Source organism: Desulfatiglans parachlorophenolica (genome assembly GCF_055394735.1).
Window position 1 is genome coordinate 3,145,001 of the sequence record NZ_AP042460.1, and the last position, 12,994, is coordinate 3,157,994.

Genomic DNA, 12,994 nt, shown 5'->3' on the forward strand with positions numbered 1-12,994 from the left:
TTCCCACTTGACAGAGCTTTACGACCCGAAGGCCTTCTTCACTCACGCGGCGTTGCTGCGTCAGGGTTTCCCCCATTGCGCAAAATTCCTCACTGCTGCCTCCCGTAGGAGTCTGGACCGTGTTCCAGTTCCAGTGTGGCTGATCATCCTCTCAGACCAGCTAACCATCGCAGCCTTGGTGAGCCGTTACCTCACCAACTAGCTAATGGTACGCGGGCCCCTCCTTAAACGGCAACTTTCATGAAGAGGTCACCTTTCATCACTATGACCAAAGTCAAAGGGACGATATCCGGTATTAGCACCGCTTTCGCGGAGTTATCCCGAATTCAAGGGCAGGTTACCCACGCGTTACTCACCCGTGCGCCACTTTACTTTCCCAGCCGAAGCCGGAATTTCTCGTTCGACTTGCATGTGTTAGGCACGCCGCCAGCGTTCGTTCTGAGCCAGGATCAAACTCTCCACTTAAATCATCTTAGGGCTCGTGGCCCTATCATTTCGAAAGGGCCTACAGCGGCATCACTATTTAGTTTTCAAAGAGCAAAGAATCCGTTCGATTTGTGATTTGAAGATTAGCTTTTTCTTTGGACCGTGTCAAGAACTTTTTTTTGTGCGCCAAAGAAAGTATGCTTATACCCCGCCGATTTTATCCTGTCAACAAAAAAAATCACCCCATCTAGATTATTTTTGCCATTTTTTTGGATGAGTAAAATTCAACTATTTTATCAACGACATAGGCGAGCTGACCCTCCTCCAGCTCCGGGTAGATAGGAAGCGCGAGGGTTCTGTTCGAAGCCTCCAGGGCCACGGGAAAGTCTTCGGGCTCGTGCCCAAGGCTCGAAAAACAGGGCTGCATATGCATCGGAACCGGGTAGTATATCTCGCACCCGATCCCCCGCTCGTTTAAGAAGGTTTTCAATGAATCCCGCTCAGAGGGAACCTTTATGACAAATTGATTATAAATATGCCGGGGTGTATTTTCAAACGGTAAAACAATATGTTGGAGGCCCTTTTCTTCGAACAGACGACGGTAGATGCCCGCATTGCGCTGCCTGCCGGCCGTCCATTGGTCCAGATACCGCAACTTGACCTGCAGAACCGCAGCCTGCATCGCATCCAGCCTGAAATTCCCGCCAAGCACATCATGTAGGTATTTTGTCCTCGCTCCGTGAACGCGCAGCAGGCTGAGCTTCGCGGCGAGTTCCTCGTCATTGGTGGTAACCATTCCCGCATCCCCGAAGGCCCCCAGGTTTTTGGATGGAAAGAAGGAAAAGCACCCCATCTGCCCCATGGCACCGGCTCTCCGCCTTGCACCCGAAGGGAAACGGTATTCGGCGCCCAATGCCTGCGCCGCATCCTCGATAACGGCAAGCCCGCATCTCCCTGCGACCTCCAGGATGGGGGCCATAGCCGCACACTGGCCGAAAAGATGAACCGGCACGATCGCTTTGACCCTGCCGCGCAGGTCGTAAGGCATCCGATCGAGCGTTTCGACCAACAACCTCTCATCTATATTGTAGGTCTTCTCGTCGATGTCAACGAACAAGGGCGTCGCTCCCATCCGAACAATCGACCCTACGGTCGCAAAAAAGGTGAAAGGCGTCGTAATCACCATATCGCCGTTGTTTATTCCGCAGGCCATCAGAGCCATGATGAGGGCATCCGTTCCCGAAGATACCCCCACCGCATACGCACTCCCGCAATAGTTGGCAATCCGGCCCTCCAACTGACTGACCACCGGTCCGAGGATGAACTGCTGGGACTCGCAGACCTCCTTCAAGGCCTGGTCCACTTCACCACGAATCTGGGCATACTGCATCTTCAGATCAAGCAATGGAACCTTCAAAAGTCTCTCCCTTTCTCCGCCTTTGGGCCGATCACCGTTTCCGCCCGGGCAGCATCAGCACGCGCCTCGCCCGACCCAATTAGTTTCCATCCGGAAATGGTCTTTTTGGCCAATCTCGGCGTCGATCTGCACGTTTGCTTGTGCGGCGACCACCAGGTCGCCTCCGCACAAACGCTTGATTTCCTTGATATTGGCCAAAAATCCTCATTTCCGGATTGGAAACTGGGTTCTACCGCGAAATCATTTCCGGATGGAAACCAATTAGTATCCATCCGGAAATGATTTCCCGGCACAACCCGGTTTCCAATCGACGATTCGCTGTGCCGAAGACCCGCCCTGCGGCCGACTCAACGGTCGTGTACCAGTTCCGAAACAGCCACCACCTCAAATTCCCGGCAAATCAGGGGGGCGAATTCCTGCAAAACCTTCAGGGTCGATTCATGCGGATGGCCGATTCCGACGGCCGAACCGCTGTGCCGGGCAAGACTCAGCAGACGCTCCATCTGTGTCTGGACAGCCGGCAAAGACGGGTCGTCATCGAGAAAAACGTTTCGGCTCACGGCCGCGAGCCCGAGATCACCCGCCAGATCGATGGCGACGCTCCGCGGGCTCGTGCGGCTGTCCAGATAATACAGCCCGTGCGCCAGCAAACACGTCAGCAAGACCCGCATCTTTTCCCTGTCCTCACTGAAGGCGGATCCCATATGATTGTTGACGCCCTTGACGCCGGGCACCCGTGCAAGGGCCCGATCCAGAGCACCGCGGATCTGTGCCTCATCCATCCTCAGCAGCACCGCCCCTTCCCCAGGATCCACCTCCGGGTAACCCTTCGGCTCCATCGGCAGATGCAAGAGCACCTCCAGCCCTCTCTCTTCGGCCCCCTCGATAGCCTCCCTCGAAAAAGGGGCGTACGGCAGGATGGAAAGGCTCAATGGAAAATCCAAAGACATCAGGGAAGATGCCATTCGCTGGTCATAACCGATGTCGTCGATGACGATTGCGATCTTGGGATGGCGCGGAATTTCCCGATCCTTCGGAATGCCCCACACAAGCGAGATCAGATGGGTGCGCAGATTGTCTTTGCTGATCTCGACCAGCATGCGCCCGCCGGTGGAAGACAGAATCCTCCCCCGGATCTTGGGGGTATCGTAGACATCCGCGTTCTGAGCCAGCGCATGCGCCAGCCTCCTGGCCGACTCCTCATTCGAACAGCGAACCGACAACTCCGCAAAATCCCACACGATCCCATCGTGCTGCTGAGGGGTGACCCGCTCGAATGAAACGCTCCTCTCCTCGATGCCGGAGTCGAAAAGCACGCGATAAACAGATCTGTCGATCGCCCCGACTGCATCGCGAAAGCCTTCGGGTACCTTTGCGACCTCCTCGAAAGGCGGGATATTCCCAACGGCATTCTCGGTAAACCCCTTGTCCCGGAACACCCATAACGAGAACACCACCAAGGCAAAGAACGAGATGAGAAGCCCGACGGTCAAGGGGCGGTAGTTCAATCGCCTTGTGCGCTTTTTGGGCTTTCTTTTCGTTCTCCTCTTCGCTCCCAACCAGCCACCAATACCGGGCCCCGCTGCAGTCGCCCGCTGTCCAACACAGTGGATCAGCCACGGATCTCCTCTTTTCGGTCCCGCTCAGGCGGACTCACGACGCCGTCTTTATCTTCGAAAAAACATTCCAGCTTTTCAGCAGATCCAAGGCATACCGAACCTGATTGTCCTTTTCGAGGAGAACCTGCCCAGCATCCTCACCCGGGTCTTTGGAATCCTTTGCAGGTCCTTCCGCCGCGTCAGGCTTCTCGGACGGGAGGTGCCCCTCCAAGTCCTCCTCACGCATCGTGAGCGAAGGGTCTTCTTTGTTGTGCTCCTCGTCGGATCTGACGAAAGGGACCTCCACATCCGGCACAATCCCGCTCGACTGGATCGACCGGCCGTTGGGAGTATAATACAAGGAGGTGGTCAGCCTCAAACCGGACCCGTCCGAGAGCGGCAGGATGGTCTGGACCGACCCTTTGCCAAATGTCCTGGTGCCCACAACCAGGGCCCGGCCGTTGTCCTGCAGAGCCCCCGCCACGATCTCAGCCGCACTGGCACTCCCTCCATTCACCAGAACCGCTATGGGATACAGCCTCGGCTGACCGTCCCGGTGGGCGCTCGCCTCGATGTTCTGCGCGGAAATGCGCCCTTTCGTGGTCACGATGAATCCGGAATCGAGAAACAGGTCCGAGACATCGATGGCCTGAGACAACAGCCCGCCGGGATTGTTCCGCAAATCGAGGATGAGCCCTTTCAGTTCCCCTTTTTCCTCCAGGCCGTCAAGCGCCTGAGAAAGCTCCTCCGCCGTCTTGCTCTGGAAATTGGAAACCCGCGCATAACCGATGTCTGGGGAAAGTTTGAAGGTCTTGACGCTTTTCAGGGGGATGATATCCCTTTTGATGGCGAATTCCATGGGCGCCTTTTCCCCCTCCCGGATGATGGTCAAATGGACCTCTGTTCCCCTGGGGCCGCGGATCATTTTGACCGCTTCGGTAAGCGTCATATCCTTGGTGAATTTGTCTTCCACCTTGATGATCTTGTCGCCCGCCTGCAACCCGGCATCATACGCCGGGGTTCCCTCGATGGGAGAAACGACGGTCAACACATCGTCTTTCAGCGTGATCTCGACGCCAATCCCCATAAAACTCCCCTGGGTCTCCTGCATCAATTCCTGGTGCTCCTCCCGCGTCATGAACGATGAATGCGGATCGAGGCTCCCCACCATCCCTTTGATAGCCCCGTAAATCAGGGTCTGAGCATCCTTCGGCTCCACATAACTCTTCTCCACCTCTCGCAGGACCTCCGCGAAGATCTCGAGGTTCTTGTAGACATCGTCGGTCCCGGCGCGTACCGAATCATGCCGGCCGTTCAAAAGGAAAGACCCCAAGATGACCAGGCACGCCAAGCCGAAATACCTGCCGAATCTTTTAGAAAACAGATGCATTCGCTTCTCCTCGCCCCCAGCGCAAGAGGGGCGCCGCCCATTTTATTCCTTGTGTCCATCCGGAAATGATTTCCCGGTAGCACCCAGTTTCCATCCGGAAACGGTTATCCGGCACGACCACGATGGCAATCCGGAAATGAGACGGTCGCCCTGCCTGTATCTGAGGCACCCGGCACTCCGTATAGGTCCGCCGGAAGGGCATGCTGTCATGGCAAACCGAACCATTCCCGAGGATCGAGGTTCTCGGTTCCCGACCTGATCTCGAAGTAGAGCGGACCTCCGCTCGCTACCGAACCGACGACCTCCCCCGCCTCCACCCATTCACCCGCCTTTCTACGCCGCTCGGCCAACTGACCCATGACGGTGTAAAATCGGCGGCCGTGATTCATGATAATCATATCACCGTAACCTTTCAGCCTTCCAGAAAAATCAATCCGGCCGGGGAAAACCGCTTTCACCGCGTCCTCGTCCCCGCGGATGAAGACGCCTTTGCGCTTATCCACGTCGCTTTTCCCCAAGAAGGCACGGGCGGAAACGATCTCGCCCGGCAAAGGGGGTTGCAAACTCCCCCTTGCCCTCTCAAAATCCAAGAAAGAACCTTCTTTCGACGGCGATTCTTCCTCCTTCAATGCCGAAAACCGGTCTTTCATTTCCTTGGCGGCCGACTCGAGTTCACTTACGGCCGTTTCGTAAAAATCCTTTTCCTGATGAATTTTCACGAGTACAAGGACCTTTCCATCCAGGGCCTGCTCCATTGAAACGGCCTGCTGTTCGAGCGCCCGATACTCCTCCAGGGCCTCATCCAACCCGGCATCGAGTTCGGTTATTCTCTGCATACAGGCAGATGACTCTTCAACCAGCCATTCCAACTCCTGTCCGTCCTGACGAACAATCGTCTTCAGATACTTGATCAGGTGCAACAGTTCACGCAGGTCCTGGGAGGCGAAAACCGTTTTTAGATACCCTTCCCGAGCAAACTTGTAAAAGACGGTCAACCTCCGGCCAAGCTGCTCTCCGATGTCAGCGGCCGCCTCCTCCATCCTTGCCAGGGTTTCCTTCCGCGATTCGATTTCCTGCTGCGATGCCTGCTGTTCCTTCCTCAGGCGACCCAAGGCCGCTTCGCCGGATCTAACCTCCTCCTGCAGAGCGGACAATTCAGCCAGCAGATCCTTTTCCCGCAGTTGGACAGTCTCGAGCTTCTGCGTCTCCTCAGAAAGCTGGGCCTCGATATGTTCGAGCCGGCGCACCTCCCTGTCCGCCGCTCCGGACATCCCGGCCGGAGCCGAAACCCAGAAGGCGCTCAGGGCCATCCCCACCCTGAAAATCCAGCCAACGGTATCGAAGCCCTTCATACGTCAAAGAAACGGCTTACAGCAATCAGACTTCCAAAAACTCCCAGGAGCACGCTGCCTGCGAAAACGGCCATCAACATCTGCGGCGGAATAAACACGACCTCCAGAACGGGAATATCCATCCACCGGATATCCCTCACGGAAAAGGCCAGATAGCTCAGATACAGGATCCCCAGAGCCGCCGCTCCGCTCAAAATCCCCTGCGTCAACCCCTCGAGAAGGAACGGCATCTTCACGAACCAGTCGGTAGCTCCGACCAGCTTCAAGATCTCGATCTCCTCCCGGCGCGAATAAATCGTCAACTTGATGGTATTGACGACGATAAAAAGCACCCCCACTCCCAGGAGCCCCCCCAGCACGCCGCCCCCGATCCTCAGTACATCCAGAACGCCGTGCGCTCGCCCACGCCAATCTTCGCTCAACACGACCTCGTCGACACCGGGGAGGGCTTCGACGCTTCGCTTGAATTCCAGGAGGTCCGTCCCATCTACATCAGCCGCCCTGAAAACCACGTCCAGGCCGGTGGGCAATGGATTCGGATTCGGCAAACGGTCGAGAATCTCTTTCTGATCCCCGAGCGCCCTCCTCAAAAGCTGCATCCCCTCATCGCTCGACACGCTGCGCACGCATTCAGCCCCTTCGAAAGACGCGATGAGAGCCTCGACCTGCCTCTTTGCTGCCTCTCCTGCATCATTCCGAATGTAGACCGAGGCAAAAAGGCTGTCGCCCCAACCGCGGACCCAGGTATTGAGGTTGGCGAACAGGAGAAGAAAAAATCCGAAGATCAGGAGCGATACCGTCATCGTGCCTATCCCGATCACCTGCACCATCCGGTTGGCTCGCAGCCCGGCCATCGCTTGACGAAATAGATAAACGATCAGATAGATTTTCATAGGTCATCCAGAACGACACCCCGCTCGAGTCTGATCCGTCGATGTCCCATCTCTTCCAGAAGTTCACGGTTGTGGGTGGCAAGGATCACAGTGGTCCCTTTCGCGTGGATTTTGCGCAAGACATGCATAATCTCCAGCGTCAGATCCCAGTCCAGATTGCCGGTAGGCTCATCGGCCAGCAGGATGAGCGGATCCTTGACGATCGCCCGTGCTATCGCCACCCGCTGCTGCTCCCCCCCCGACAGCTCCAACGGGAACATCGACTCCTTATCCGCCAGACCCAAGGCTCGAAGCGTCTGGTGGGTCTTTTTGCGGATCATCCCGGACCGCTCACCACATACCTCCAGCGCCAGAGCCACATTATCGAAAACGGTTTTGCGAGGGAGCAGCTTGAAATCCTGAAACACGAAGCCGATCTTACGGCGCAGCAGATCGAGATTCGACCGGCTGATCCGGCTCAGGTTGATACCGTTGATGAGAATCCCACCGCTCGTGGGCATCTCGGAGCCGAAAATCAGCCGTAGCAGGGTCGTCTTGCCGGCGCCGCTCGGCCCGGTCAAAAAGACGAACTCCCCGCTGTTCAGCGTCAGATCCACATCCCTGAGGGCGATGCACGTCCCAAAACTCTTGGTCAACCGGAAAAGCTGGATCATCGCAAAACCCTCAACAGCCTCCGGGAAAGATCGTCATGTCACTCAAGCCCCACAGCACGCTGGAGTCTGGCCTTGGCGAGGTTGTGGTTGTACAAGGCCCTGTAACGGTTGACCCGCGCCTCGGTCAGGAGGGTTTGCGCATCGAGAACCTCCGTGATCGTGGTGACCTCCGCCTTGTAGCGCTCCTCGTTGACACGCAGGTTCTCCTCGGCCTGGTGCAGTGCCCTCTCCGTCGTGGGGATATTCTCCGCCGCGGTGCTGATATCCAGCATGGCGTTTCTCACTTCCAGACCGATGCCCTCCTCCAGAGACCGCTTTGTGTGAAGCAGCTCTCTCTGTGCACTCTCCTTTTCGTGGACGGCATAGCGCGTCTTGCCCCACTCCCAGAAGGTCCAGGTCAAACCGGCCGTAATCTGCCAGCTGTTGGCCTCGTGATAGGGGCTGCCGGACACATCGGGGGAATCCCCTTCTTTGATATAATCGTAACTGAGAACGACATCGGGATAATAGTCGCTTGCGGCAAGGCGCTTTTCCTGTTCGACCTGGAGGATGCTGGTTTCGAGCAGCTTCATCTCGGGGCGGGTCTTCAGCGCCTTCGAAACATACGCCTCAAAATCGCCTTCTTCGGGCGAATAGGCCAGGATATCCCGCACCTGCACCGGAAGAGCAATCGGCCTGCCCAAAACGTTGTTGAAGGCCGCCCGCGCCAGAACGGCCGCATTCCGAGCTGCCACGAGCTTTTGTCGTGCATTGGCCAGTTCGACCTCCGCCTTCAGCAAGTCGTTGACAGGGATAATCCCCACTTGGTAAAAGTTGTCAGCGACATTCCGGTTGGATTCGAGGGACTGCACGGCCTGCTCGGCCACCAGCACCGCCTTGTCCGCAATCAGCACGTTGAAATACGCTTCCTTGACGCTCAATACCAGGTCCAACCTCGACCTGGCGATGTTCAGCTCGGACTGATCGACCCCTAACTTGGCCAATTCGTAGGCGCTTGTCAGAGCGAAGCCTGTAAAGAGGGGCTGGGTCACCGTTGCTTTCCATTGATAATTGTCGGCCGTGCCCACCTTGACCTGGACGCCCGGCAGAAGATCGGAGCGGAATTGAGGAGCCTCGTCAAAACGGGTATAGCCGTAAGTGGTGCCAGCCTTAGGCAAAAACTCCGTCCTGCTCTGTTTTTTCACCATCTCGGCCTGGGTTTTCGTCTCCATCGTCGCCAAAAGATCGGGATTGTGTGCCATCGCCTCGGCAATGCTGCGGTCCAGGGTGTAAACGTTTTGATCCTCCGCCCATGCAGCAACGCCGCCCCACATCACGGCGCCTATCAACATCAGCGTCAGCAAGATCGACCGATCAACCGTCATCTTCAGCCTCCAGGTCCTTGATTCGGCACATCTCTCCCCGCCGTAAGTGCCCTTTTCGGTCCTTAACGACCTCAACCGCCCTGAAACCCTCCCCTGCCCCATTCGGCGCTCTATCCAGTCTTCAGAAAAACATTCTTTCCAAGGCCCGGCTCGCGCAAGGTTCCCAAACGGACTCCCCCGCATCCTTTCACTTCAGTGTTTCGAGTTTGGATTTAGCGATCTTGGCCTCCGGCGAATTGGGATACTTCTTCATGATCTGACGGAGCAGCAGATGCGAACTGGTCTTGTCGTTGATTTCGTAAAAGGCCAAAGCCTGACGCAACATAGCGCTCGGAACCTTGTTACCGTTCGGGTAATTCTTGATGACCTTCTGATAGGCGAGGATGGCCTGTTCATACTGTTTCTGAGCCATGTTGGATTCGCCTATCCAGAACTGCGCATTATCCGCAAGCGAAGACTTCGGGTATTCGGCCAGAAAGGCGTTGAACCCCTGGATCGCCTTTTCATACTGCCCCGCACGAAACTCCCCCAGGACCTGATCGTACAGGACTTGATCAGATGGCAGCGGCTTCACCGGCTCGACAACGGCCGGCGGCCTTTCACCCGCGGCCGGATCCGCCGGCTTTTCGGCCGGAGCCGCAGCCGGGGCCTCCGAAGTCTCCTCGAGATTCAGGTAGCCCTGAACCTGGCGCAATCCCTTTTCGAGCACCGCCACGCGCCGGCTGAGATCCTCGATGCCAGTGGTCGACCGGTCTTCCCCCACACCTGGTTTAAGCGAACCATGCTTGAGCAGGTACTGATTCTCCTCGGTCATGCCTCGCAATTCCTGAACTTCGCTCTTGACCCGCCCGAGATCGGTCATCATGTCCGTCTGCGTGGCACGGACAGCGCTCAATTCACCGGGCTGCTCCTTCTCGACCTTTTCCTGCATCTGGGTCAACCGTTGATCCAGTGCCGCAAGCCGGTCATTCAGATAGAGAACGTCCTGGCTGCTAGCACAGCCGAAAAAGAACACCGTCATAAGCACACAAACGCATAACACTCCACCGCTTCCGATCCGGCCAGATATCAGCATGCCTTCCTACCCCCCATCCGACAGACGACCTTCAACATAACGGATCGAGGTAAAAACCTCTTTCCTCTCCGACGCGAACGAGGGGTGGAGCACAAACCACGGTCCGGCGCCACCCCTCGTTCTCGATAAACAAACTCCCGCTTCGGGACAATCAACCTGCCGCCTTATCCGGTTTCCATCCAGAAACGGCCAGGGTCCGAACCCAACCAACGATCCGGCGGGTTGCGCATCCAGCATCGCCCGGGCCGCCTCTGCGAACCTGATACGAAACAGCGGATACGGAGCCCTTAACCTCCCTGCTTCTGGACTGGAAACCCATTCGTGCCCGAAAATCCTTTCAGGATGGACACTACTTGTTCAGGCGGAATTCAGCGCGCCGGTTCATGCTCCACGCTTCTTCACTGTGCCCCGGATCCAAGGGTTTCTCTTCCCCGTAGCTGATGGTGGAAATGCGCATGTCATCCACGCCGAGCGCCATGAGATAATCCTTCGTCGTATTGGCGCGCCGATCGCCCAGTGCAAGGTTGTACTCGCTGGTGCCACGCTCGTCACAATGCCCCTCGACAACCAGGCGGTATTCCGTGTTCGCCCTCAGCCACTCGGCCTTTTTCTGCAGAATGACTTTGGCTTCAGACCTGAGATCGGACCGGTCAAAATCGAAGTAGATCCGCTCGTTCTGAAAAGCCTCGACCTGCTGCGCCATCCTTTGGGCCTTTTCGAGTTCCATCATACGGGCGCGTTCGGCCTCTCTGGCTGCACTGTCATCCGTCATTCCGGACTTTACAGCTTCTCCTGTGGCATCGGACACCGCGACCTGCTTCTTGGCGCATGACACGGTTGACAAAAGAGCCACACCCAGGATCAGACAAAACACCGCATTGAATAACCGTTTTGCAAACATTTCAACTCCACCTCCTAAGAATTTCTGTCCGAGACAGTTCCGGCCACCTATCCGGCCGGCCTTCCAATCCACTCTTCTCTACCAGCCTCGAAACGGCTTGCGACGCCGTTCCAGGGCATCCGCTGTTTCCAACAGCTCACTTCTAGCATGTTGACCCCTGCATTTCAAGGGTCTCCACATCCCTCCTTTCACAAGTCGGCCCCTCCCATTGCATCGTGCCCCAAAGCCTCAAAAAAGTCCGAAAGGTTCTGGATGGGTACCACGATAGTGCCCAGACAAAAAACATGTCCTCATACGAAGCCGCTCTCATCCGGGAACTGGTTTTTCGGCCTTGTCCAGACGTGAATCAACCGGTGCGTTTGCCTGTGAAGCAACTGGGAAGAACATCTCCAACGCATGGATCGATTTTCTGAACATCGGCGAGAATCCTCTTTTCCGGATCCAAAATCATCTTTGCGGTGAGTCCTGTTTTCGAATGGGCGCCGGAAGAACCGGCCGCGGTCTTTTTCCGCTTTCAGGATAAATCAGCCCCATAAACAACCTGCCAAACACAGCCGCCGCGGCTAAGGGGCCCACGACGGTGCGGTCTGCTCACCTGCGCTGGAGGTAAGCCTCTTCTGATTCTGACCATTTGCACTCATCATATATATGTGATAGCGCCCGGTACGGTTCGAACTAAACGCCAGATAACGCCCATCGGGAGACCAGCAGGGATCCTCGTTGTTTCCCTGGCCGTCCGTCAGACGCATCATCCGCCTCCCGTCGGGGTCGACGGCGTGGATATCGAAATTCCCGTCCTGCATAGACACATAAGCAATGCGGTTCAGGCCAGACCACGAGGGCGACGTGTTGTAATTGCCATCGAACGTAATCCGTTCTTCGGAGCCGGAACGGAGGTCCTTTACATAGATCTGAGGGGACCCCGACCGGTTCGAAACGAAGGCGATGCGGCTCCCGTCGGGCGAGAAAGTCGGCGAAACATCGATGCCCCAATGGTTGGTCAGTTGTTTGATCTTCTTTCCCGCCGGATCGATCAGGAAAATATCCGGGTTCCCTTTGCTGCTGCGGGTCAAGGCAATGCTTTTCCCGTCAGGGGCCCATGCGGCGCCGATGTTCAGACCGGTATCACCGGAGATCCGCCTGACGCCTCCGCCAGGCCACTGCTTGAGGTAGAGCTTGGGCCCGCCGCCGTCTTTGTAAGAGTTGAAGAGAATGGTCCCGCCCTCGGGAGACCATCGCGGAAGCAGCGCGATGCTCCTGTCACGGGTGATCTCGACAGGGTTATAGCCATCGAAGTCGCATACATAGATCTCTTTGTTCCCGGTCGCCGTTCCGACAAAGGCCAGCTTGCTCTGAAACATCCCTCCATTCCCGGTAAGCAGTTTGATGATCTCGCTCGCCAGCTGGTGAACCAGATACCGATGGCCCGCAGTGCGGCCGGCCACCCGTTTCCCCAGGATCTGGCGGCCGGAGAACACATCGTAGAGCTTCACGTCGATCTGCAGGTCGTCCCCATCCAGACGGTACCCGCCTTTCAGGAGAAGCTCGGCCCCGATAACCGACCAATTTTTGAATTCCGTCACATCCAGGCCCCCGCCCGCCCCCGGCGTTTCGAGGAACGCGCCTTTGTCCATGGGCTCGAAAAACCCGCTCAGATCAAGATCATTGGACAGGATCCGGTCCAGCGGATCCGTGAAGGCGCTCTTTGGAGCCTCACTCCCCAGATTGAGAAAATCTGGGATGGCGATCTTGAATCGAGGCGTCGATGGCGCATTGATATCGATATAGAAACGGGCTGAGACATCCAGAGGAAAAAGAAAAAACACCACTCCGAGAATGAACAGCACCCTGGCTGCAACCGCCCCGGCCAACCGGCTCAGCGAAAAAACAGAAGACATCCTATCCAACCCCTTACCGAGCAAAAG

Annotated in this window: 11 protein-coding genes and 1 rRNA gene (1 of these 12 only partly in view); 1 reads left to right on the forward strand and 11 read right to left on the reverse strand. The window is 56.6% G+C overall.

Going from position 1 to position 12,994, the window contains the following annotated elements; translation table 11 throughout:
- Positions 1-465: ribosomal RNA gene (locus tag ACZ500_RS14720) — 16S ribosomal RNA — on the reverse strand; it reaches 1,100 nt to the left of the window's first position.
- Positions 466-673: 208 nt separating this feature from the next.
- Positions 674-1,843 (reverse strand): DegT/DnrJ/EryC1/StrS family aminotransferase, encoded by a 1,170-nt coding sequence (locus ACZ500_RS14725; protein ID WP_464228099.1) that lies wholly within the window; start codon positions 1,841-1,843, stop codon positions 674-676.
- 96 nt (positions 1,844-1,939) lie between these two features.
- On the opposite strand from ACZ500_RS14725, the gene ACZ500_RS14730 reads away from it, so the two are divergent.
- Positions 1,940-2,125, forward strand: coding sequence for a hypothetical protein (locus ACZ500_RS14730; RefSeq protein ID WP_464228100.1), 186 nt, complete (start codon positions 1,940-1,942; stop codon positions 2,123-2,125).
- A 65-nt stretch (positions 2,126-2,190) separates the two neighbouring features.
- Here the strand turns inward: ACZ500_RS14730 and ACZ500_RS14735 are convergent, their stop codons facing one another.
- From ACZ500_RS14735 to tolB, 9 genes are all read right to left on the reverse strand, one after another.
- Positions 2,191-3,351 (reverse strand): divergent polysaccharide deacetylase family protein, encoded by a 1,161-nt coding sequence (locus tag ACZ500_RS14735; RefSeq protein ID WP_464228101.1) that lies wholly within the window; start codon positions 3,349-3,351, stop codon positions 2,191-2,193.
- A gap of 145 nt (positions 3,352-3,496) precedes the next feature.
- Positions 3,497-4,831 carry a S41 family peptidase gene (locus tag ACZ500_RS14740; protein ID WP_464228102.1) on the reverse strand — a complete coding sequence of 445 codons (1,335 nt, stop codon included), beginning with the start codon at positions 4,829-4,831 and terminating at the stop codon, positions 3,497-3,499.
- Between the two features lie 206 nt (positions 4,832-5,037).
- A complete protein-coding gene (locus ACZ500_RS14745; RefSeq protein WP_464228103.1) occupies positions 5,038-6,183 on the reverse strand; it encodes a murein hydrolase activator EnvC family protein in 1,146 nt (381 codons plus the stop codon).
- Positions 6,180-7,076: a cell division protein FtsX gene (locus tag ACZ500_RS14750; RefSeq protein ID WP_464228104.1), complete on the reverse strand. Its 897-nt coding sequence runs from the start codon at positions 7,074-7,076 to the stop codon at positions 6,180-6,182. Before ACZ500_RS14750 ends, ACZ500_RS14745 begins: the two co-directional genes overlap by 4 nt.
- The gene (ftsE, locus tag ACZ500_RS14755; protein ID WP_464228105.1) at positions 7,073-7,729 is read right to left on the reverse strand and encodes a cell division ATP-binding protein FtsE; all 657 of its coding nucleotides are present in this window, start codon (positions 7,727-7,729) and stop codon (positions 7,073-7,075) included. The genes ACZ500_RS14750 and ftsE overlap by 4 nt, the downstream gene beginning before the upstream one ends.
- Before the next feature lie 38 nt (positions 7,730-7,767).
- Positions 7,768-9,093, reverse strand: coding sequence for a TolC family protein (locus ACZ500_RS14760; protein WP_464228106.1), 1,326 nt, complete (start codon positions 9,091-9,093; stop codon positions 7,768-7,770).
- A gap of 187 nt (positions 9,094-9,280) precedes the next feature.
- Positions 9,281-10,114: a tol-pal system protein YbgF gene (ybgF, locus tag ACZ500_RS14765; protein ID WP_464228107.1), complete on the reverse strand. Its 834-nt coding sequence runs from the start codon at positions 10,112-10,114 to the stop codon at positions 9,281-9,283.
- Between the two features lie 403 nt (positions 10,115-10,517).
- On the reverse strand, positions 10,518-11,069 hold the full coding sequence (gene pal / locus ACZ500_RS14770) for a peptidoglycan-associated lipoprotein Pal (protein ID WP_464228108.1): 552 nt from the start codon (positions 11,067-11,069) through the stop codon (positions 10,518-10,520).
- 563 nt (positions 11,070-11,632) lie between these two features.
- Positions 11,633-12,967, reverse strand: coding sequence for a Tol-Pal system beta propeller repeat protein TolB (gene tolB / locus ACZ500_RS14775; RefSeq protein ID WP_464228109.1), 1,335 nt, complete (start codon positions 12,965-12,967; stop codon positions 11,633-11,635).
- Positions 12,968-12,994: the final 27 nt, after the last annotated feature.